Annotated in this window: 19 protein-coding genes; 14 read left to right on the top strand and 5 right to left on the bottom strand. The window is 66.8% G+C overall.

Annotated elements, in window-relative coordinates:
- Positions 1-7: 7 nt before the first annotated feature.
- The 5 genes from G6O69_RS01745 to G6O69_RS01725 form a co-directional block, all read right to left on the bottom strand.
- Positions 8-304 carry a hypothetical protein gene (locus G6O69_RS01745; RefSeq protein ID WP_172301782.1) on the bottom strand — a complete coding sequence of 99 codons (297 nt, stop codon included), beginning with the start codon at positions 302-304 and terminating at the stop codon, positions 8-10.
- Between the two features lie 868 nt (positions 305-1172).
- On the bottom strand, positions 1173-1766 hold the full coding sequence (locus tag G6O69_RS01740) for a hypothetical protein (RefSeq protein WP_172301781.1): 594 nt from the start codon (positions 1764-1766) through the stop codon (positions 1173-1175).
- A 30-nt stretch (positions 1767-1796) separates the two neighbouring features.
- On the bottom strand, positions 1797-2522 hold the full coding sequence (locus G6O69_RS01735) for a hypothetical protein (RefSeq protein WP_172301780.1): 726 nt from the start codon (positions 2520-2522) through the stop codon (positions 1797-1799).
- 178 nt (positions 2523-2700) lie between these two features.
- Positions 2701-5172 carry a VCBS repeat-containing protein gene (locus G6O69_RS01730; protein WP_172301779.1) on the bottom strand — a complete coding sequence of 824 codons (2472 nt, stop codon included), beginning with the start codon at positions 5170-5172 and terminating at the stop codon, positions 2701-2703.
- Between the two features lie 9 nt (positions 5173-5181).
- On the bottom strand, positions 5182-6147 hold the full coding sequence (locus G6O69_RS01725; RefSeq protein WP_172301778.1) for an alpha/beta fold hydrolase: 966 nt from the start codon (positions 6145-6147) through the stop codon (positions 5182-5184).
- A gap of 132 nt (positions 6148-6279) precedes the next feature.
- Between G6O69_RS01725 and G6O69_RS01720 the strand changes: the two genes are divergently transcribed.
- From G6O69_RS01720 to ctaD, 14 genes are all read left to right on the top strand, one after another.
- Complete coding sequence (locus tag G6O69_RS01720) at positions 6280-6855, top strand: hypothetical protein (protein WP_172301777.1); 576 nt, start codon at positions 6280-6282, stop codon at positions 6853-6855.
- Positions 6852-7754, top strand: a complete 903-nt coding sequence (gene cyoE, locus G6O69_RS01715) for a heme o synthase (protein ID WP_172301776.1) — start codon at positions 6852-6854, stop codon at positions 7752-7754. The genes G6O69_RS01720 and cyoE overlap by 4 nt, the downstream gene beginning before the upstream one ends.
- On the top strand, positions 7754-8479 hold the full coding sequence (locus tag G6O69_RS01710; protein ID WP_172301775.1) for an SCO family protein: 726 nt from the start codon (positions 7754-7756) through the stop codon (positions 8477-8479). Before cyoE ends, G6O69_RS01710 begins: the two co-directional genes overlap by 1 nt.
- Positions 8479-8901, top strand: coding sequence for a cytochrome c (locus tag G6O69_RS01705; RefSeq protein WP_172301774.1), 423 nt, complete (start codon positions 8479-8481; stop codon positions 8899-8901). The genes G6O69_RS01710 and G6O69_RS01705 overlap by 1 nt, the downstream gene beginning before the upstream one ends.
- A gap of 362 nt (positions 8902-9263) precedes the next feature.
- Positions 9264-9851: a cytochrome c3 family protein gene (locus tag G6O69_RS41825; protein WP_346016993.1), complete on the top strand. Its 588-nt coding sequence runs from the start codon at positions 9264-9266 to the stop codon at positions 9849-9851.
- A 16-nt stretch (positions 9852-9867) separates the two neighbouring features.
- On the top strand, positions 9868-13323 hold the full coding sequence (locus G6O69_RS01695; protein ID WP_217909752.1) for a Fe-S cluster-containing hydrogenase: 3456 nt from the start codon (positions 9868-9870) through the stop codon (positions 13321-13323).
- A 3-nt stretch (positions 13324-13326) separates the two neighbouring features.
- Positions 13327-14718 carry an NrfD/PsrC family molybdoenzyme membrane anchor subunit gene (nrfD, locus tag G6O69_RS01690; protein WP_172301772.1) on the top strand — a complete coding sequence of 464 codons (1392 nt, stop codon included), beginning with the start codon at positions 13327-13329 and terminating at the stop codon, positions 14716-14718.
- Between the two features lie 9 nt (positions 14719-14727).
- Positions 14728-15279, top strand: coding sequence for a DUF3341 domain-containing protein (locus G6O69_RS01685; protein WP_172301771.1), 552 nt, complete (start codon positions 14728-14730; stop codon positions 15277-15279).
- The gene (locus tag G6O69_RS01680; protein ID WP_172301770.1) at positions 15279-15974 is read left to right on the top strand and encodes a cytochrome c; all 696 of its coding nucleotides are present in this window, start codon (positions 15279-15281) and stop codon (positions 15972-15974) included. The genes G6O69_RS01685 and G6O69_RS01680 overlap by 1 nt, the downstream gene beginning before the upstream one ends.
- On the top strand, positions 15971-17287 hold the full coding sequence (locus G6O69_RS01675; protein WP_172301769.1) for a hypothetical protein: 1317 nt from the start codon (positions 15971-15973) through the stop codon (positions 17285-17287). The genes G6O69_RS01680 and G6O69_RS01675 overlap by 4 nt, the downstream gene beginning before the upstream one ends.
- Before the next feature lie 12 nt (positions 17288-17299).
- Positions 17300-17959, top strand: coding sequence for a hypothetical protein (locus tag G6O69_RS01670; RefSeq protein ID WP_172301768.1), 660 nt, complete (start codon positions 17300-17302; stop codon positions 17957-17959).
- Positions 17960-17973: 14 nt separating this feature from the next.
- Complete coding sequence (locus G6O69_RS01665) at positions 17974-18861, top strand: SCO family protein (protein ID WP_172301767.1); 888 nt, start codon at positions 17974-17976, stop codon at positions 18859-18861.
- On the top strand, positions 18858-19877 hold the full coding sequence (gene coxB, locus G6O69_RS01660) for a cytochrome c oxidase subunit II (RefSeq protein ID WP_176396566.1): 1020 nt from the start codon (positions 18858-18860) through the stop codon (positions 19875-19877). Before G6O69_RS01665 ends, coxB begins: the two co-directional genes overlap by 4 nt.
- Positions 19878-19895: 18 nt before the next feature.
- Positions 19896-21518 carry a cytochrome c oxidase subunit I gene (gene ctaD / locus G6O69_RS01655; protein WP_172301765.1) on the top strand — a complete coding sequence of 541 codons (1623 nt, stop codon included), beginning with the start codon at positions 19896-19898 and terminating at the stop codon, positions 21516-21518.
- The last annotated feature ends 44 nt before the right edge of the window (positions 21519-21562 follow it).

Raw genomic sequence — 21562 nt, 5'->3', positions numbered from 1 at the left:
CTTCCGCTCAGCCCTGCTCGTCGACGAGCTGATCGAGCTGGGAGGGGGTGAAGACCGAGTGCTCGGACTGGGTCTTCCACATGCTCTGGAGCTGCTCCGGGGTCAGCTGCGAGTGCTCGGACTGGGTCTTGTAGATCGAAGGATCGACGATCTTCGCCGGCTCCGACCCCTCGACGACAACCCGCTCGGCAGCGCCGGCGGCGAGCTTGACCATCGCGGCGAAGGCAGCGCGCTCCTCAGGGTCGAGTTTACCGCGCAAGGTGGTGAGCTTTTGGATCAGACTTTCAACAGCTTGATTACTCATTGTGATGACTCGATTCTGCTACTAGCTATGTCGGCATGTGATTACACCGACATAGCGGCCTTATACAGGACGCCTGCCCAGGGCGCACCGCTCCGAGGTATGGTCTCTTGTCAAAACATTTTCTGAGGATGGTCGTCAAGCCGGTCTGACGACGGGTAATCATCGATGAAAGATGTCATTTAGTTTTGTTGCGACGTTCTCATTTACTTTGTTTTTGGGCCCAGCTCCCCCGCGGCCGACTGGGATGTCCTCGCCCCATCCCGAGAGCGAGCTCTCCCGGCACCCAGCTGGCTTGCAGGCCCCCACGAGTAGATTGCGAAGCCATTCGAACTTTGCTGGTGTGCACAGCAAAAAACGATCGAGCGCTGTGGGGTCTCAACCCTCCGCGCGAGCACCAGCGAACTCAGCCTCGCCGGACCGCCGGCTGCTGACGAGGCGCGAGGAGGGAGTCTGTCGGGCACAAATGACTGACGAGCAACGAAGTCAGCGGCCGGTGCTCCAAGCCTGGGGCCCTTCAAGTCCTCTGCCGCGCACACTAGGCGCTGGTGGAGCGTCGACGACGAAGGCAGGCTCGCCGTCCCCCGGCTTCGGGCCCCAACTCGGGCCGATGGCTCCCTGGATTTCGGCGCCGCGCATGAACCTGCGATCGCCGACCAGATAGGTCTGGATCTCGTCACGGTGGCGCGCGATGGCGTTCGGGGTCTCGGTTGCGAGACCCCATCCCCCTCACAGACTCTCAGTCCATGATGCTCCTCCCCCTTGCTTCAACCATGCTGAGTCATGGGTGAAAAGCAGGGGGCGCTCGAGCTGACAACGAGCTCAGGAGAGGGGATCGTGGCCGCGCGCGCGTCTCTCGGGTGTCGTGGTCCTACGCGTCCCCCTCGAACCCAAACAGCTGCTCTGCCCACATCGCGACATAGTCCGGGCGCCCGAGGATCACCAATTTCGCGTCGCGCCCCGCCCCCTCGCGAGCGAGGCTCGGCTCGACGGCGATGCACTCGCCCCGCTGCGCGTGCTCGTTGGCCTGCTCGAGGGTGGCGCAGCGATGGACCTGCTCGCCGCAGCGCTCGCAGTCGCGGATCCGCGGATCCCCGGTGGCCGCGAGCGTCGTCCAGCTCTCGGGGCAGAGCAGGCGAAAGCGCAGCGGCTTGGGTCGGGCTCGGCCGGCGCCGCAGTTGCGGATCTCGGTCCGTTGGAACAGCCACCACCACTGGGGATCCACGCCCTCGAGCAGCGCGGCGAGGCGCTCCGTCGCCGCTGGATCGTCGCTGTCCTCGAGGCGCGCGGCGAGCTCGAGGAGCTCGGCGCGGACCGGGTCGTGGGCCTCGAGCCAGCGGACATAGACCCCGCGGTCGTGCTCGCTCTCGAGGGCCGGAAAGAGCAGCGGGCGCTCGGCCTCGCTGGCGCGGTTGTAGACCTGGGCCAGGGCCTGCGCGGGGTCGAAGTCCTCGTCGATGCTCACGGGCTAACCCTGGCCATTAGGGCCGCTTCATCACAGACAGAAGCACTCGTCGAGCACGCCCTCGCCCTCGACCAGATCCACATTCAGCGTGTAGTCGCCAAAGTCGCTCTGGGCGATGCTGCGGCCGTCGGCGACGATGGTGAACCAGTCGTCCTTGAGCGCGGTGTACTCGATGGTCTCGACGCCGTCGTCGGAGCAGATCTTGGCCTTGCCCACGCACTCGGCCTCGTCGTGGACCTTGACCCGGTGCTCCCAGCCGCTGGGGTTTTGGGTCACGGTGATCGTGTCACCGGTGTACATCCAGATCCGGAAGAAGTGGTCGTGGCTCGTGTCCCAGTTCGAGGGGTCGTCGTTCGAGCCGCAGGCCTCGTTGTCGTCATCGGTGGCGGCGTTGGTGCTGCCGCCAAAGAAGAAGCCCTGCTTGGCCTTCGTCCGCCCGATGATGTAGGGCGCGTCGCAGGTGTTGGGGGTCGAGTCGACCAGGCCGTCGCAGATCAGCGGGCAGGGGTCCTCCTCGCCGGTCTCGGTCTCGGTCTCCTCGGTCGACTCGGTCGTGGTCTCCTCGGTCGTGTCGGTGGAGGTCGACTCGGCGGTGTCGTCGGTGGAGGTCGACTCTTCGGTGCTCTCGTCTTCGCCGAGGGTGTCTTCGACGTTCGCCGTGTCGGCGACGTCGGAGGTGTTGGAGAAGCCCGAGTCGTCCTCTTCGCTGGAGCAGGCGGGGAGCAGCAAGATCAGGGGAAGCAAGCGCTTATTCATGGCAGAACCGTTCTTCAGTGTCGGGCGCGGCGGGGCTGGCTGCAAGCGCTACTGATCGCGGGCAGGGGAGGGGAGTCGCCGCCCTCCGCGGGGAGCGTCGGGCAGCCTCGATGTTGCGCGACGGGCGCGAGAGGCCCTGGCTGCGTCGCAGACGAGCGGCGCCGCGGGTCACGGACTCTCAGCCAATGGGGATGCAGGCGTCGACCTCGACGACGTCCGAGTTGTTGTTCTCGAAGCACTCGATCGTGGTCTTGCCGCCCATGCCGTCGTCGTTGGTGACCATGGTGATCAGCCCCTCGATCTCGTTGTCGATGTTGCACGAGACCTCGCGGCACTCGTCGACCGGCACGGGCTCCTCGGTGTAGGCCACGCACAAGACCACCCCGTCGGCGGGATCGCCGAGGTAGAAGGCCGCGGGGAGGGCCGAGCCCACGGCCTTGAGGCCGCGGTTGCAGACGGTGCCCTCGAGGATGGTCTGGCCCTCCATGATCGAGCAGGTCGCGTCGTCGAGCTCACCGGTGATGTCGGGCATGGCCTCGGGCGGGGCGTCGCCCTGGCGATTTTGCCGGTAGTTGTTGAGCTCGGGATCGGAGAAGTTTTGGTTCAGGCCCCAGGTGGCGGAGTCGGGCACGCTGAGGTCGTCCTCGATGTTGGTGATCGAGTAGGCGTGCTGGTTCCACAGCGTGCGCGAAGACGCCCAGCGGTCGAGGCGATCCCGGAGTACGCGCACGCCGGTCACGGCGATGCCCGCGGGGTGCTCGGCGCGGCAGACGTTGCTGCCGTCTCCGGGGGTGCCGGCCAGCGGCGCGGTGCAGGCGTGGCCCTCGGCGCACTCGCTGGCGTCGGCGCAGCGGCAAAAGCCCTCGTCGCAAACGCCGGACACGCAGCCCTCGTCGTCCTCGCAGCGGATGCCCTTGTGGATCGGGTCGAGGGTGGGGCAGGCGACGTTGCAGTTGGTGTTGCTGCCGACGAGGATCTCGGTGTTGTCGTCCTTGTCGGGGTCGGCGACGATCGGGTTTTCGTACCAGGTGCAGGAGGTCCGCGCGGCCGAGTAGAGCACCTCGCCGCTCTCGCCCTCGTAGACCCGCACGAAGCACTCGTCGCCGTAGATCGCCTCGGCCTTGCCGTCGCCCTCGAAGTCGAAGATCGACGAGCCGGTGGTCCGCGAGCTCAGGTCCTGGCTGGCCTGGATCCACCGCACCCAGGTCCCGGCGCAGCTCGGGTCGCCGCCGTCGCAGTCGAGGTCGAAGACCCGGTAGTAGTTGCCGCCGGCCGAGGCGATCTCGGGTCGGCCGTCGTTGTCGAAGTCGCCGATCGTCGGCGGCCCGCCGCCGAGGATGCCCTCGGCCTGGAGCAGGAGCTCGCCGTCGAGGGTGTGCAGATAGACCACGTTTTCGCCGACGGTCACGATCTCGGCGATGTTGTCGAAGTTCTCGGCGTCCCACTCACCTGGGTTGAGCCCGGGCTGGCCGAAGTCGGCGAAGGCGTAGTGGCGCCCGCCGGGGCCGCCGTCGGCCTTGTAGATCCAGGTGCTGGTGCCCATGTCCCACTCGTAGATGTCGGTGGCCAGGAGCTCGGGGACGAAGTCGTGGTCGAGGTCGCCGATCACCGAGAGCACCATGTTCGCGGCGCCGCCGACGACCTGCCCGGGGTTGAGGCGGGCGCCCGTGGCCCCGTCGTAGACCTCGCTGCCGGAGATGACCTCGGGCATGCCGTCGCTGTCGAGGTCGTGGATCGCCGGCCCGTCCCAGCGGTTGACGCTCGACAAGTTGGACTGGCCCTCGCTGGTCCACATGGTCACGTAGGTCTGCTGGGCCTCGTCCCAGGTGTAGGCGACCAGGCCGGTGATGGCGCGCTGGGTGACGATCTCGGGGTCGCCGTCGCCGTCGAGGTCGGCGATCGCCGGGGGCGAGGCGGCGACGGCGAGGTTTTCGGGGTCGTGGATGTTGGCGATCAGCGAGCAGTCGTCGCCGTTGAGCACGCGGATGACCCCGTAGTAGCTGGCGCTCTGCCCCCAGCCCGCGGAGGCGCCACCGTCCGTGTAGTTGTAGGTGACGATGACGATCTCGCCGGAGGTCCCGGAGTCGTAGGGGAGGTCGGCGACCAGGGGGGTGGTCAGCACGTTGACGTGGCCGGGGTAGGGGTCGCCCTCCGGGGGCTCGAGCCACTCGCACTGCACGTCGGGCTCGAACAGGCCGATCACGATCTCCTGCTCGCACTCGGGGTTGGACGTCCCGAAGGGGCCGGCGCCGAAGGGGATGCACACGCCGGGCTCTTCGTCGGCCGGGAGGCAGTCCGGGGCGTCGCAGCAGTAGGTGTCGCCGTCGCAGTCGTCGTGGGTCGAGCACTCGCCCTCGCCCTCGATGCAGGTCCCGTCGACGCAGTACTCACCCTCGGCGCACTCGCTCGAGCTCGTGCAGCTGGCGCCGCCGGTCGTCGTGTCCGTGCTCTCGCCGGCGGTCGTCTCGGCGCTCTCGCTGGACTCGCCCGACTCGTCGGTGGACGAGCTCGTCGAGTCGAGGGTGCCGACTTCATCATCGAGGCCCGCGTCTTCGCGTCCGCCCGAGTCACCGCAGGCGGTGAGCTGGACGAGGCAGAGCGTGGCGGTGGGGAGCAGGAGAGGGGCGAGGCGAAGGTCGAAATGCAGCATATCCGGGCCCTAGGACCCGAAATGTACCAGCTGCTCCTCGCACCAGCTCAGCACTTGGTTCATCAGCCCTGGGGGGCCCGCCATGCCCAGCTCGATCCGCGGGGGGAAGCCGACGTGGCCGCCGCGCCGCGACCAGGCCACGTCGAGGAGCTCGCCGCGCTGGGCTCGGCCCTGCCGCAGGTAGGGGCGCAAGATGTCGGCGGGGATCATCGGGTCGGCCTCGGCGGCGACGAAGAGCACCGGGACCTCGATGTCGACCAGGCGCGGGCCCGCGGTCTGCGACTCCCAGTAGTCGCGGACGTCGGCGAAGCCCCAGCGCGGCACGATGACCTCGCGATCCCAGTGGTGGATCGAGTCGAAGCGGCGCGATGCGCCGTGGACCTTGCGGTAGACCTCCTCGAGTCCACTGAGCACGTGGCGCCGATACAGCCAGGCGCGCGGGCGGTCGAGGGCGGTCGCGTTACGTGTGAGATCCAGCGGCGCGCAGACCGTCACGATGCCCGCGATGCGTGGGTCGCGGTCGGCCGCCCAGCCGAGGTGCAGCGCGACGTGGCCGCCGAGCGAGAAGCCGATCACGAACACCCGCCGGAAGCGCTCGAGCGATGGATCCGCGAGCAGGGTCGTGAGATCCGCGGACAGGCCCGCGTGATAGAAGTCGGGGCCGCTCTCGCCGGCGCCGCGCATGGAGATCCGCAAGCTCGCGTGACCGCGCGCCTGCACGGCGGCGGCGGCTTCGCGCATGTAGGGGCTGTCCGCGCTCCCGCCCATGCCGTGGACAAAGAGATAGAGGACCTCGGCCGCGTCTCCCTCGAGGGATGGATCCGGCAGCGCGATGGCGCCTGCGAGCTTCAGGGGCCCCGCGGGGCCCGCGACGGTCGTCGACCAGGGGCGGTCGGTGACGCTCGCTGGTCGAACCCGCCCAGCCAGATTCGGCGCGATTGTCCACCAATGGCCGGCGCTTCGAGCAGGAATCATGGCTCGATGATTCAACATGATTCAACAAAACCCCAACGGGTAGCACAGGTGTGATCAAACATGCCGTCGCTCGCAAAACTTGCTGGTAACCGCTTCGTTGACGGCCTCGACTCTGCCGAGTAGGGTCCGCGCGTGCCCCAGGTCACGGAGGGTCGAGAAGACCCCACCTCCGCCGAGCATGGCGCTCCCGAGCTGCCCCAAGATGGTCCCAGCTTGAAGGTCATTCTCATGATCGTATCGGTCGTGATCGTGGCAACCGGCGTGCTCGCATACTACCGCTACGCAAGGTCGGAGCGCTGGGTGGTTCAAGGCATCGAAGCGATGGACGAGGCCGGCAAGGGCCTCGACGCCGAGGGTTGCATCGACGCGGCCATCGAGTGGCACGACGCCTGCGACCAAGAAGACACCAACGCGGCGGTGTGCTTCAAGGGCGTCGACATCCTGATGTTCCACTGCCTCGCTGCGCAGGACCGCAGCGACACCTGTGAGCTCTATCTCGATCCCGAGTCGGAGATTCACCAGGCCACCGAAGACATGCGCGAGCGCGCGCGCAACCCGGACAAGGCCGGGGAGAGCGGGCGCTGGGTCTATGGTCGCTGCGAGGAGCGCGGGATGCGATGCATCAACAAGCGCGAGTGTGCATGCGCCGAGGCCTACCGAGCAGTTGACTCTTTTTGCCGAACAGGGCAACAGGCGGTGCAGCTGTGACCGAGTTCCGCCAGCGCGCTCGTGACCTCCTCGAGCTCACCAAGCCGGGGATCGTGCGCATGTGCCTGGTGATGACCGCCGGCGGCTTGTGGCTCGCGCCCACGATCGAGGGCGACCTGTCCACCAAGGTGTGGCGGTGGGTCGCGGCGCTGATCGGATCCGGCCTCGCGGTCGCCTCGGCCAACGCCTTCAACATGGTGTGGGAGCGCGAGGGCGACCGCTCGATGGCCCGCACGCGCAATCGGCCGCTGGCCGCTGGCCGCATGCCGGCGCTCGGGGCCAACGCCTTCGCGGGCTTGCTCGGGGTGGCGGCCATGGTCGTGCTGATCCTCGGCACCAACTTGCTGACCGCTGGGCTCGCCGCCTTCGCGCTGGCCAGCTACGTGCTGGTCTACACCCCGCTCAAGCGGATCACGCCGCTGGCCCTGGTGATCGGGGCCGTGCCCGGAGCCATCCCGCCGCTGCTGGGCTGGACCGCGGCCACCGACAGCTTCGACCTCCCGGGCGCGGTGCTCTTCGGCATCCTGCTCGTGTGGCAGATGCCCCACTTCCTGGCGATCTCGATCTTTCGCAAGCAGGACTATGCGGCCGCGGGCATCCGCTGCGTGCCGGTCGTCCGCGGCGAGCTCGTCGCCAAGTTCCAGGCCATCGCCTGGGCGCTGGCGCTGATCCCCGTGAGCCTGGCGCTCACGCCCCTGGGCATCACCGGCAACCTCTACATGGGCCTGGCCTTGGCCCTGGGCCTGGTGTTCCTGGCCTGGTCGATCAAGGGCCTGAGCAGCCGCGAGGCCAAGAGCGACATCCGCTGGGCGCGGCAGCTCTTCGTGCTCTCGCTGGTCTATCTCCCGGCGCTGACCCTGGCGCTGGTCGCTGATCTCCTGTGGGAGGCGAGGTTCTGATGGAGCCCCCTGGCACGCTCGCGGACGCCGGCGGTGCCGGCACCGTCGGCGCTGCTGCTGCCGACGCGCCGTGGAACGAGCCCGCGCCGTGGATCAAGTTCCTGCGCCGGCACATCTGGACCGTCGGCATCGTGTTCTTCGTGGTGATGATCACCACGATGCGCTTCTTGCTGATCCGCCGCCCGCCGCTGCCCGAGGCCATGGGCGAGGTCCCGGCCTTCACGCTCCAAGATCAGCGCGGCGAGAACTTCACCCGCGAGGACATGATCGCCGCCGACAAGACCTGGGTGGTCGGCTTCGTGTTCACGCGCTGCCCCAGCACCTGCCCCGCGGTCAGCCGCGCGATGCTCTCCTTCCAGGAGCAGATCGACCGCTCGCGCCTGAACGACCACGTCGAGCTGCTCACGGTCACCGTCGACCCCGAGTACGACACGCCCGAGGTGCTCGCGGCCTACGCCGCAGACATCGGGGCGGACCTCGAGAACTGGCGCTTCCTCACGGCTGACGAGCAGGCCATCGAAGACTTCGTGGTCGGCGGCTTCAAGCTCGCGGTCGGCGAGCGCGAAGAGGTCGAGCCCGGCGTGTTCGATATCGCCCACTCCACGAAGCTGGCCCTGGTCGACCGCTTTGGCAACATTCGCGGCTACTACGCGATCGACGAGGACGGCCTCGCCGAGCTCTACCACCGCACCTTGAGGGTCATGCGCGTGGAGGAGGGCGAGTGATGCAGGCGCGCCCGGCAGCTTGCTCGGTCTTCGCGCTGATGTGCGGGGCGTGCGTGCAGTCGAGCGCGCCGACCTTCAGCGAGCCGATGACCTTCGGCGAGCGCGAGGTCTCCGCACAGACGCTCAACGAAGGGCGCGATCTCTACTTCAAGTATTGTGTGTCTTGCCACGGCGAGACCGGTGCGGGCGATGGACCGGCCGCGCGCAACCTGAAGTTCCCCCCACGCGATTTTCGCACTGCGGCGTTCTCCTTCGTTCCCGAGGGGACCCTGCCCAGCCACGAAGCCCTCGTCGAGCGCATCCGCTCCGGGGTGCCAGAGCGAGGCATGCCCCCGTGGACGGGCATGCGAGAGGACGACCTCTCGGCTCTGGCCGATTTCATCAAGACTTTCTCGCCCCGCTGGAAGGCGGCCGGATCGTGAACGTGTACGGCGCACGGGCTCGCTCGGCTCCTCGAAGCATCGATTATCGCAATCGATATTCGAATTCAATAGAGACCCTAATCGGACGTTGGGGAGGTAGTTGCCTCCAGAACCATCGACTGATAGGTTCCGCGCCCGGAGAGTCTCGTTTGGGCGCGAATTTCAGCGTTTTGGCGACTCAATTGCCGACTCCTCGGATGAACTGGGGTGGACTGCGGTGCCTGCTTCGAGTAGGCGCCCGCAGCCATGGTGGGGGGCATCGAAGCCTCGCGCCCACCAGTGAAAGGTGAACTGTCGTGCCGGCCATCTTTCCTCGCTGGACAAACAAAATCCCCCTCGCCGTTGGCGTGGGCGCTCCTCTCGTGGGGGCCTTCCTCATTTTTGCCATCTGGTACTGGTGGTCGCCGTCCTTCACGGACGTCGGCTATCGGCCCAAGCAGCCCGTGCCCTTTAGCCACGCGCTGCACGCAGGCGACATGGGGATGGACTGCCGCTACTGCCACAACACCGTGGAGCGTGCTGCTCACGCAGCGATCCCGCCCTCGGCCACGTGCATGAACTGCCACTCGCAGGTCAAGACCGACAGCCCCCGGCTGGCGCTGATCCGGACCAGCTACGAGACCGGCGACTCGGTCCCCTGGGTCCGCGTGCACCAGCTCCCCGACTACGCCTACTTCGACCACCGGCCGCACCTCGCGGCGGGCGTCGGCTGCGTGAGCTGCCACGGCCGCATCGATGGCATGGACGTGGTCGAGATGGCCAAGCCCATGTCCATGGGCTGGTGCCTCGACTGCCACCGCAACCCCGGACCCAACCTCCGCCCGCCCTCCCAGGTCACCAACATGAACTGGGCCGAGTCGGAGGAGGCCAAGTCCTACGACTACAAGAACGATCCCGAGCGCAAGCGCATGCCGGCCCCGCCGGTTCACTGCTCGGGCTGTCACCGCTGACGTGGGGCGTTCAACGATGAACAAGCCGAACGATAGCCTCAAGACTTACTGGCGCAGCATTCAGCGCCGCAAGACCAAGCTCAAGGTGCTGGGCAGCGATCACGCTGGCGGCGCGGAGTTCCCCCCGGGAGCCGACGAGCTCGTGGTCGAAGGCGGCGCCTCGCGGCGTCGCTTCATGGGCATGCTGGGCGCCTCCACGGCGCTGGCTGGGCTGACCTCGACGGGCTGCGTGCGCAAGCCGGTCGAGAACATCATGCCCTTCGCCAAGCGGCCCGAGGATCGCATCCCCGGCGAGCCGGTCTACTACGCGACCGCCGTGCAGATCGGCGGCACCGTGCAGGGCCTGCTGGTCGAGAGCCACGACGGGCGCCCGACCAAGATCGAGGGCAACCCGCAGCACTCCGGCTCGCAGGGCGCCACCGACGTGTGGGCCCAGGCCACGCTGCTCAACCTCTATGATCCGGAGCGCTCGACCGAGGTCCAGTCGCGGATCATCAGCGCCTACACCAAGGGCCCGGCGGGTCAGATCGAAGAGGCCAAGAGCCAGACGATCCACACGCTGTGCTCCACCATCCACGACCGCGCGCTCGAGACCAGCAAGTCGATCGACGCCGCCAAGGAGGCCGAGGCCCGCTGCGAGCAGGCCATCGAGGCCCAGGCCGAGCGCTGGAAGCTGTCCACGGACGAGGGCGGTCGCGCCGTCGCCGAGATCAGCATCGACTGGGACGAGCAGATCGGGACCACCTGGGACGACGCCCGGACCTCGCTGCTCGAGGTCTTCGAGGGTCTGCACGCCGGTGGCGGCGCGGGCCTGGCCGTGGTCGTGCCCGGCAGCCTCTCGCCCAGCTTCCGGGCGATGCAGCAGCGCTTCGTCCAGGCCTACCCCGAGGCCAAGGTCGTGCTCAGCGACCCCAGCTACCCGGTCAACGCCCTTCGCGCGGCGGAGATGGTCGCTGGCGAGGGGTCGACCTACTACCACAGCCTCCAGGAGGCCTCGACCATCCTGGCCGTGGACTCCGACTTCCTGGGCACCGGTCAGGACCACGTCCGCCTGGCTCGGGAGTTCGCTAGCCGCCGCAAGTGCGACGACCCGGCCTCGGCCGAGCGCATGAACCGGCTCTACGTGGTCGAGCCGCACCTGACGAGCACCGGCGCCCAGGCCGACGAGCGCCTGCGCCTGCGCGCGGGCGACATGGTCGACTTCCTGGCCGCGCTGCTCATCGAGCTGACCAACAAGCCCGGTGTCCAGCTCCCGCCCGGCTCCGAGTCCTTCGCCTCGGTCATCCGCACTCGCGGTGGCTTCGACGAGCGGACCCAGCGCTTCATCGCCGCCCTCGCCGAGGACCTGGCGGAGAACGGGATCAAGACCCCGAGCAACGGCCGCCGCGGCCCCCGCGACAAGGTCGCCGTCATGGTCGGCGAGCGCCAGCCCCCGCTGGCCCACGGCCTGGGCTTCCTGATCAACAGCGTCCTTCAGGCCGCCACGCCCAACCCGCCCGGCACCCTGCGCTTCAGCCATCGCCTCGACACGGTCCCCTACGGCGACCTGAGCGAGCTGGCCGCGGGCCTCGAGGACGGCAGCATCACCACGGTGCTCTGCCTCGGGACCAACCCGGTCTACGACGCGCCCGGCAGCCTGGAGATCGACAAGAAGCTGGCCAAGGCCAAGCTGCTGATCCACGCCGGCACGCACCGCGACGAGACCGGTCAGGTCGCCCACTGGCACCTGCCCCTGTCCCACTACCTCGAGGCCTGGGGTGATCTCGAGGCCATGGACGGGACCGTCAGCATTCAGCAGCCGCTGATCGCTCCGCTCCACGACTCGCGCAGCGCCATCGAGATCCTGGCGATGCTCGTGCCCACGGAGAAGGACGGCGAGTGGACCTTCTCGGCCCGCGAGCGCACCGGCCACGAGCTGGTCCGCAGCTTCTGGGACAACGAGATCGCCACCGCCACCCGCGGCAAGATGGAGCTCGCCGACCAGGTCTGGGAGACCTGGCTGCACGAGGGCCTGGTCTCGGGTATCCCCCGCAGCCGGCTCAACGTCTGGGCGAACAAGTGGACCGCGTTTGGCGACTTGATGGCTCGGCGCAGCGTCGAGGACACCAAGTACGAGGTCAACTTCCACCTCGACCCCAAGGCCTACGCTGGCGAGTTCAGCAACAACGCCTGGATGCAGGAGCTGCCCCACCCGATCAGCAAGGTCGCCTGGGACAACGCCGCCTACATCTCCGCGGCCCTCGCGGCCGAGCTCGGCGTCGAGAACGGCGACAACCTGTCGATCAAGGTCGGCGACGCGAGCATCCAGGTTCCGGCCTGGATCGCCCCGGGTCAGCACGACATGACGGTCTCGCTGACCCTCGGCTACGGCCGCCAGAACCTCGGCAGCGTCGCCGAGGGCACGGGCTTCGCCGTCAACGGCCTGCGCACCGACGAGTCCAAGTGGTTCGCCGGCGCCGAGGTCTCGCGCGGCTCGGGCAGCTACGAGCTGGTCTCGACCCAGGACTATGGCTCCCTCGACCCCGACGGGACCGAGGGCACGCCGATCGGCATCAACTACGAGAGCCGGCCGATCTACCGCGAGACCACCGTCGAGGGCTACGCCAAGGATCCGGAGTTCGCCCGCGCGGGCGACCTGATGACCCCCGATCGCCTGGTCTCGCCGTGGTCGCGCTACGACCCGGAGGTCGACCGTGACCTCGCCGTGCCGGTGCTCACCGGCCCCCACCAGTGGGGCATGAGCATCGACCTCAACAGCTGCACCTCCTGCAACGCCTGCGTCGTTGCCTGCCAGGCCGAGAACAACATCGCGGTCGTCGGCAAGAAGGAAGTCAGCAACGGGCGCGAGATGCACTGGATCCGCATCGACCGCTACTACACGGGCCCCGAGGACAACCCCGAGGCCGTGGTCATGCCGATGCTCTGCCAGCACTGCGAGACCGCGCCCTGCGAGAACGTCTGCCCGGTCCAGGCCACGGCGCACAGCCCCGAGGGCATCAACGACATGGCCTACAACCGCTGTGTCGGCACGCGCTACTGCGCCAACAACTGCCCCTACAAGGTCCGGCGCTTCAACTTCTACAACTACAACAAGGACCTCCCGCTGACCGAACAGATGTCGAAGAACCCCGACGTCACGGTTCGCTTCCGCGGTGTCATCGAGAAGTGCTCGTTCTGCGTGCAGCGCATCAACGCCGCCAAGATCGAGGCCCACGTCGAAGGCCGCGACAAGGTCCGCGACGGAGAGATCATCGTCGCCTGCGAGCAGGTCTGTCCGACCCAGGCGATCACCTTCGGTGACCTCACCGACCCCAACAGCGCAGTCTCCAAGCTCAAGTACTCGGGCCGCCAGGAGAACTACGCGGAGCGCGAGGCCGCCAAGCGCGACTACTCGGTGCTCTCCGACCTCAACACTCACCCGCGGGTCAGCTACCTGGCTCGTGTCCGCAACCCCAACCCGAAGCTCGCGTGAACCATGGCCTCTTCCATTAAAGAACGCGATTCGCTCGACCCCGTCCGGGGGCGCAAGCTCCTGGTTGAAGGCGGGCCGAGCTTTCACGACCTCACCGAGCAGGTCTGCGCCCCGGTCGAGTCCCCGGGCCTGGCCTGGTGGGTGGCTTTCCTGCCCTCTTTGGGCCTCCTCGGTGTCTACGGCATCGCCCTGGGCTGGCTGCTCTGGGAAGGCGTCGGCGTCTGGGGCCTCAACAACCCCGTCGACTGGGGTTGGGCCATCGTCAACTTCGTCTTCTGGGTCGGCATCGGTCACGCCGGTACGCTGATCTCCGCGATCTTGTTCCTCTTCCGGCAGCAGTGGCGCACCGCCGTCAACCGCTCCGCGGAGGCCATGACGATCTTCGCGGTCATCTGCGCCCTGCAGTTCCCGACCTTCCACACCGGTCGCCCCTGGCTGCTCTACTGGACGGCGCCGCTCCCCAACCAGATGGAGATGTGGCCGAACTTCCGCAGCCCGCTGCTGTGGGACGTGTTCGCGGTCTCGACCTACTTCACGGTCTCGCTGCTGTTCTGGTACGTGGGCCTGGTCCCCGACCTCGCCACCATGCGCGACCGGGCGACCACCAAGATCCGTCGCATCGCCTACGGCATCTTCTCGCTGGGCTGGCGCGGGTCCACCCGCCACTGGCAGCACTACGAGAAGGCCTACCTGCTGCTCGCCGGCCTGGCCACGCCGCTCGTGCTCTCGGTGCACACCATCGTTAGCTTCGACTTCGCGGTCTCGCAGCTGCCCGGCTGGCACACGACGATCTTCCCGCCTTACTTCGTCGCAGGCGCCATCTTCTCGGGTTTCGCCATGGTGCTGACCCTGCTCATCCCGATCCGCAAGTGGTACGGGCTCGAGCACATCATCACCATCAAGCACCTCGAGAACATGGCGAAGATCATCCTGCTCACGGGTAGCCTGGTCGGCTACGCGTACGGCATGGAGTTCTTCATCGCCTGGTACTCGGGCAACCCCTACGAGAGCTTCGCCTTCGTCAACCGCGCCTTCGGGCCCTACGCCTGGGCCTACTGGATCATGATCAGCTGCAACGTCATCTCGCCGCAGCTGGTGTGGTTCAAGAAGATTCGCCGCAGCCCCAAGGCGCTGTTCGTGCTGTCGATCTTCGTCAACATCGGCATGTGGTTCGAGCGCTTCGTCATCACGGTGACCTCGCTGCATCGCGACTTCCTGCCCTCGAGCTGGGACTACTACAGCCCGACCATCTGGGACCTTGGGATGCTGATTGGCTCCTTTGGCCTCTTCTTCACCCTCTTTTGCCTCTTCCTTCGCTACCTGCCGATGATCGCCCTCGCGGAGGTCAAGGCCGTGATGCCCGAGGCGAGCCCCCACTTCGGGGAAGATCACTGAGGTACTCCCATGGCCAAGAGCAAGAAAAAGGGCGCCAAGAAGTTCGGCCTGCTGGCCGAGTACGACACCCCCGCGGCCGTCTATCACGCCTGTGAGAAGGTCCGCGACGCCGGCTACAAGCGCTGGGACTCCTACACCCCTTACCCGGTCCACAACCTGGACAAGGCCATGGGCATCAAGCCCTCGGTCCTGCCCTGGATCGTGTTCGCCTGCGGCATGACGGGCGCGGCCTGTGGCCTGCTCCTCCAGTGGTGGAGCTCGACCATCGCCTACCCGATCGTCATCGCCGGTAAGCCGCTGTTCTCCTTCCAGGCGAACGTTCCGGTCACCTTCGAGTGCGCCATCCTCTTCTCCGCCTTCGGGGCGGTGTTCGGGATGCTCGGGCTCAACAAGCTGCCCCAGTTCTATCACCCGCTGTTCAACGTCGCCCGCTTCGCACGTGCGACGGACGACCGCTTCTTCATCGCCATCGAGGCCGCTGACCCCAAGTACGACCTCGAGAAGACCCGCGAGCTCCTCGAGGAGACGAGCGCGGTCCAGGTCGAGGAGGTCGACGACTGATGTCCCGCCAACGCCAACATCGCAAGCCGCTCGTCGGAGCTCTGGCCGGGCTCGTCCTCGCCGGAGCCGTGCTGGCCTCGGGCTGCCAGGGCAACCGCTCCGACAAGCCCCCGGTCCACATCATCTGGAACATGGACTTCCAGCAGAAGTTCGACCCCCAGGAGCGCAACCCCTTCTACGAGGACGGTCGTGCCGCGCGCTTGCCGGTCGAGGGCACCATCGCCCGCGGCGAGCTCAAGACCGACACGCACCTCTACGAGGGCCGCGGGCTCGACGGCCTCCTGGTCGACGAGCTGCCCAAGGGCATGGAGCTCAGCGCCGAGCTCCTCGATCGCGGTGAGGAGCGCTTCAACATCTACTGCGCCCCCTGCCACGGTCAGGACGGCCAGGGCGAGGGCCCGGCCACGCGCCGCGGCGGCGGCTTCAAGGTCCCGCCGGCCAACCTTCACAAGAAGGAGCTCCAGCCGGCGCCCATGGGTCACTTCTACGACGTGATCGCCAACGGCAAGGGCACGATGCTGCCCTACGCCGCGCAGATCCCCGTGACGGATCGCTGGGCCATCGTCGCCTGGGTCCGCGCGCTTCAAGCCCACGGTCGCACCAAGGGCTGGGACAAGGACAAGATGCCGGCGACCGCCGCGGCCAACGTGCCCGCGGCGAACGAGCCCGCGGCCAAAGAGGAAGGTGAGGGATGAGCTATCACCCCAAGAAGGTCTCTGACCTCGACGACGCCAAGATCACCATCGACAGCAGCTCGATGTGGTCCAAGCTGTGGCTGATCGGCGCCGCCGTGGCGGTGATCGGCTTCATCGTGGGCTTCGTGCTCCCGGCTCAGGGCGCCTTCGCCGAAGACGCCGAGCTGTGGCAGTCCAAGCTGTGGACCGGCTACCTCAACGGCTTCATGTTCGCCATGGCGCTGAGCTTTGGTGGGTTGATCTTCGTGGTCATCCAGCACCTGGTCCGCGCCAACTGGTCGATCGTGGTGCGCCGCATCGCGGAGAGCGCCATGTTCGCGCTGCCCTTCGTGGCGCTGGCGGGTCTGCCCCTGCTCTTCGGGCCTGGGCACCACGTGTTCGAGTGGATGCACACCGAGCACGTGCTCCACGACCCGATGCTCAAGGCGAAGCTGGCCTACCTCAACCCGGCCTCGTTCAAGGCGCGCTACTGCTTCTACCTGTTGTTGTGGAGCGTCGTCTCGTTGCTGCTGTGGCGCTGGTCTCGCGCCCAGGACAGCGCCGCCGACGATCAGGCCGCGGCCGAGTACTCCTACAAGCAGCGCTTCTTGGCTCCCATCGCGCTGGTGATCTTCGCGCTGTCGATGACCTTCGGGGCCTTCGACTTCATGATGTCGCTGGACCCGCACTGGTTCTCGACGATGTTCGGCGTCTACTACTTCGCCGGCATCGCGCTGACCTTCCACTCCGTGCTGGTCATCGTCTGCTTCTTCCTGCAGCGCGGCGGCAAGCTCGTCGATGTGGTCACGGCGGAGCACTACCACGACCTCGGCAAGTTCATGTTCGGGTTCACTGTGTTCTGGACCTACATCGGGTTCAGCCAGTACTTCCTGATCTGGTACGCGAACATCCCCGAGGAGACCCACTGGTTCATGTACCGGGCCCACGGGCAGTGGCTGAACGTCAGCATGCTGATCGTCTTCGGTCGCTTCGTGATCCCCTTCTTCCTGCTGCTGCGTCGCGGCTGGAAGCGCAACCCGAACTACCTGGTGTTCATGGCGATCTGGATCGTCTGCATGGAGTTCGTGGACATGTTCTGGCTGATTCAGCCGCCCTTCGCACACCACGCGTCGGCGGCTCAGGAGGCGGCGGGCCACACCGAGCTCGCGCACTTCTTGTCGGAGCACGTGGTCATCACGGGGGCCGACATCGGCTTCCTGGTCGGCTTCATCGGGCTCTTCCTGGCGCTCTTTGGCTGGTCGCTCAAGACCGCCAAGCTGGTGCCCATCAAGGACCCGCGGCTCGAGGAGTCGCTCAACCACGAGAACTTCTGATCGGAGGACGTCATGGCTGATCATGGACATCACGATCCCGGCGGTCACGAGCTCGAAGCCGTCAACACCAAGCTGCTCTTCCGGCTGGTCATCTCCCTCTCGCTGGTCACCCTGCTCGCGGCCATGGCCGTGATCCAATGGTTCAACAGCCAGCGCCGGGAGCTCCAGGAGCGCTACGCCGAGCAGGGCTCGTTCCGCCTGGCCGAGTACGAGACCGAGATGCAGGACAATATGTCCGGCGTCGATCAGGTCGCGCAGGGGATGGTCGGCAAGCCCGACGCCCTGAAGGCGCAGCCGGCCTACGCCGGCTGGGTCAACCCCGACACCGCGGCGGCCAGCGCCGCGGCGGCCGCCCCCGCGGCTGTCGAGGGTGAGGGCGAGGACACCCCCGAGGACGAGACCGAGGACGACCCCACCCCGGGTGAGGACGCCGCGGCCGTCGCTGCTGAGGGCGCTCAGGACGAGGTTGCCGCGCCCGAGGGCGGGGAGACCGAGACGACCAACGACAAGCGCGACATGCACGAGAAGCCCGGGTCTGACGCCAAGCCCGCGGACGGGGAGTCCGCGAAGCCCGCCAAGCCCGCAGCCGAGAAGGCTGACAAGGCCGAGAAGCCCGCCAAGCCCGCAGCTGAGAAGGCCGACAAGGCCGAAAAGCCCGCCGACGGCGAATGAGGCAGGATCTTCCCATGCGTCTGCGTCGATTCTTCGCCACCTTGCTGCTGACCGCCGGTCTCTCGACCGTCGTGGTCGGGCAGGGCGTGGCGGAGGCTCAAGGTCCGCGCGGGCGCGAGGGGATCGGTCTCAACCAGCAGTCCGGCGACCGGGTGCTCTCGCCCGAGGCCAACGAGGTCAGCGTCGACGAGATGCTCAACGCCGAGCTCGACATGGACCTCGCGTTCGTCGACCACCTCGGCAACCCCGTGCACCTGGGCGATTTCTTCGATGGCGAGCACCCGGTGCTCGTCACCCTCAACTACTACCGCTGCCCCACGCTGTGTAACCTGCAGCTCAACGGGCTGACGCGCACCCTCGAGCAGCTCGACTGGGTTCCGGGCAAAGAGTTCCGGATCGTCACGGTCAGCATCGACCCCCGCGAGGGGCCCGAGATCGCCTCGGGCAAGCGCGCGAACCACCTCGAGGCCCTCGGCCGCGGGGAGGTCGATTGGAACTTCCTCACCGGCGACGCGCTGCAAGTCCGCATGCTCGCCGCCCAGCTCGGCATCGGCTACGCCTACGACGCCGAGCAAGATCAGTACGCCCACCCGGCCGTGCTGATGTTCGTCTCACCAGAGGGCAAGGTCGCCCGCTACCTCTATGGCCTCGAGTATGAGCCCGGGGACGTCAAGTTCGCGCTCATGGAGGCCGCCGAGGGGCGGGTGGGGAGCCCCGTCGACAAGCTGATTTTGTCCTGCTTCCACTACGACGCCACGTTGGGGAGGTACGGACCTTTTGCCATGGGGATCATGCGCCTCGGCGGCGCGATCATGATCCTCATCGTCGGAATTCCTCTGATCCTGGTCTGGCGGCGTGAGCGTCGCCGACGCGAGGATCAACATTTGGAGGCACGAGCGTGATCGCTACATTCATCCCACCGGACAAGCTCGGGACCCCCCCGATGTCGGACTCGCCCTGGGAGCTGCTGCCCACGGCGTCGAACCACGCGGCATCGTTGGACGGGCTCTACCTCTTCTTGACCGCTGTCGCCTTTGTCTCCTTCGTGCTGGTCATCGGCGCGATGGTGTACTTCATCATCAAGTACAAGCGCCGGGGCGACAACGACAAGACCTCTCCGCTGACCCACAATGGCAAGCTCGAGTTCGCGTGGAGCGCGATCCCGGCTGTGTTCTTGATGGTGTTCTTCGTGTGGGGTGAGCTCGACTTCGTCAAGCTCAACGCCCCGCCGCCCGACGCCATCGACGTCCGGATCACCGGTCAGAAGTGGTACTGGACCATCGAGTACCCCGGACGCCCCGTGGCCTCGACGACCACCGTCGTCGACGGCGAGGTCGCGCCGCTGCTGATCGTCCCCAAGGGCCAGCCGGTCCGCCTGGTGATGACCTCCAAGGACGTGATCCACTCCTTCTACATCCCGGCTTTCCGGGTCAAGAAGGACGTCGTCCCCGGGCGCTACACCACCGCCTGGTTCGAGGCCATTCAGACCGGTCGCTTCCCGATCTTCTGCACCGAGTACTGCGGTGACGAGCACTCTTCGATGCTCGCCGTGGTCGAGGTCGTCGAGCCGGAGGACTACGAGGCCGCGATGCTCGCCGCGACCACCCTCGAGCAGGGTGATGGCGAGACCGTCGAGCAGTTCGGCGAGAAGGTCTACAAGTCCTACGCCTGCAACTCCTGCCACGCCCTCGACAGCAGCGTGAAGGTCGGCCCGGGCTTTGGTGGCCTGTACGGCAAGACCGAGTCGTTCACCGACGGCAGCAGCGTGACCGTGGATGAGAACTACATCCGCGAGTCGATCATGGACCCCAACGCGAAGATCGTCGCCGGCTTCACGCCGCAGATGCCGACCTTCGCCGGACAGATCAACGACGACCAGATGAACGCGCTGATCGCGTACATCCGCTCGCTCAAGTAGACAATCGGGAGAAGCAGCATGTCTGACGACAGCAAGAAATCCGCGCCCGAACCCAGCTACCTGACCGCCAAGCGCGGCCTGATGTCGTGGCTGGTGACCGTCGACCACAAGCGCATCGGGTTGATGTACCTGGGCGCGACGGCCTTCTTCTTCCTGGTCGCTGGCCTCCTGGCCATCGCCTTGCGCACCGAGCTGTTGACCGGGGAGCAGGACTTCATGTCCGCCGCGACCTACAACAAGGTCTTCACGCTGCACGGCGCGATCATGGTGTTCTTGTTCATCATTCCGTCGGTGCCGGCGGCGTTGGGCAACTTCATGCTCCCGCTGATGCTGGGGGCCAAGGACGTCGCCTTCCCGAAGCTCAACTTGCTGAGCTTCTACGTCTACTGCATCGCGGCGATCCTGCTGGTCCTGACCCTGGTTCTGGGCTCGCTGGACACGGGGTGGACGTTCTACACGCCCTACTCCAAGACCACCGGCGCGGCCGTGATCATGGCGACGATGGGCGCGTTCGTCGCGGGATTCTCATCGATCCTGACCGGCCTGAACTTCGTGGTCACGGTCCACAAGATGCGCGCCCCGGGCATGACCTGGAACCGCATGCCGCTGATGATCTGGGCGCTCTACGCGACCGCGCTGATCCAGATCATGGCGACGCCGGTGCTGGCCATCACGCTCTTCCTGCTCGTCATCGAGCGGACCTTGAGCATCGGCATCTTCGACCCGGCCATGGGCGGCGACCCGGTGCTCTACCAGCACTTCTTCTGGTTCTACAGCCACCCGGCCGTCTACATCATGATCTTGCCGGGCTTCGGGATCATCTCCGAGCTGGTCACGGTCCACAGCCGCAAGCACATCTTCGGCTACCGGGCCATCGCCCTGTCCTCGGTGGCGATCGCCGTCATCTCCTTCATCGTGTGGGGCCACCACATGTTCGTGTCGGGCCAGTCCGAGCTCGCCGGCATCGTGTTCTCCTTCCTGACCTTCGCGGTCGCCGTGCCCACGGCCATCAAGGTGTTCTCGTGGGTGGCCACGCTCTACGGGGGCTCGATCCGCTCGACCACGCCGATGTGGTACGCGATCGTGTTCTTGTGGACCTTCACCGTCGGCGGCCTGACCGGCGTCTACCTGGGCACCCTGTCCATCGACGTCCACCTGCACGACACCTACTTCGTCGTCGCTCACTTTCACTACGTGATGGTCGGCGGCACCGTCGTGGCCTTCCTGGGCGGCCTGTTCCACTGGTGGCCCAAGATGTTCGGTCGCATGTACAACGAGTTTTGGGGCAAGGTGTCCTCGGTCCTCGTGTTCATCGGCTTCAACATGACCTTCCTGACCCAGTTCTTCCTGGGCCACCAAGGCATGCCGCGGCGCTACTACGCCTACCTGCCCGAGTACGAGATCATGCACCGGGTCTCGACCTACGGCTCGTGGGTCCTGGCCGCTGGCCTGTTCATGGTGCTCTTCACCCTGCTCGCCGCGCTCAAGAAGGGCGAGCGTGCCCCGGCGAACCCCTGGAACGCAGTGTCCCTGGAGTGGCAGACCGCCAGCCCGCCGATCGAGCACAACTTCCACGTGACCCCGCGGGTCACCGGCAGCCCCTACGACTTCCCGGAGATCGACAAGAGCGGCCACCACTAGGCCCGCGGTCGATCTTCCCGGTCAAGTCCTAGATTTTCCTGCGA

This window comes from Pseudenhygromyxa sp. WMMC2535, from assembly GCF_011083025.2.
This window is presented reverse-complemented; position numbering and strand designations above follow the sequence as displayed.

Coding starts and splice junctions, on each gene's coding strand:
- G6O69_RS01745 (WP_172301782.1), bottom strand. CDS start 304: ATGAGTAATCAAGCTGTTGAAAGTCTGATCCAAAAGCTCACCACCTTG.
- G6O69_RS01735 (WP_172301780.1), bottom strand. CDS start 2,522: ATGAATAAGCGCTTGCTTCCCCTGATCTTGCTGCTCCCCGCCTGCTCC.
- G6O69_RS01730 (WP_172301779.1), bottom strand. CDS start 5,172: ATGCTGCATTTCGACCTTCGCCTCGCCCCTCTCCTGCTCCCCACCGCC.
- G6O69_RS01725 (WP_172301778.1), bottom strand. CDS start 6,147: ATGATTCCTGCTCGAAGCGCCGGCCATTGGTGGACAATCGCGCCGAAT.
- G6O69_RS01710 (WP_172301775.1), top strand. CDS start 7,754: ATGGAGCCCCCTGGCACGCTCGCGGACGCCGGCGGTGCCGGCACCGTC.
- G6O69_RS01705 (WP_172301774.1), top strand. CDS start 8,479: ATGCAGGCGCGCCCGGCAGCTTGCTCGGTCTTCGCGCTGATGTGCGGG.
- G6O69_RS01695 (WP_217909752.1), top strand. CDS start 9,868: ATGAACAAGCCGAACGATAGCCTCAAGACTTACTGGCGCAGCATTCAG.
- nrfD (WP_172301772.1), top strand. CDS start 13,327: ATGGCCTCTTCCATTAAAGAACGCGATTCGCTCGACCCCGTCCGGGGG.
- G6O69_RS01685 (WP_172301771.1), top strand. CDS start 14,728: ATGGCCAAGAGCAAGAAAAAGGGCGCCAAGAAGTTCGGCCTGCTGGCC.
- G6O69_RS01680 (WP_172301770.1), top strand. CDS start 15,279: ATGTCCCGCCAACGCCAACATCGCAAGCCGCTCGTCGGAGCTCTGGCC.
- G6O69_RS01675 (WP_172301769.1), top strand. CDS start 15,971: ATGAGCTATCACCCCAAGAAGGTCTCTGACCTCGACGACGCCAAGATC.
- G6O69_RS01670 (WP_172301768.1), top strand. CDS start 17,300: ATGGCTGATCATGGACATCACGATCCCGGCGGTCACGAGCTCGAAGCC.
- G6O69_RS01665 (WP_172301767.1), top strand. CDS start 17,974: ATGCGTCTGCGTCGATTCTTCGCCACCTTGCTGCTGACCGCCGGTCTC.
- ctaD (WP_172301765.1), top strand. CDS start 19,896: ATGTCTGACGACAGCAAGAAATCCGCGCCCGAACCCAGCTACCTGACC.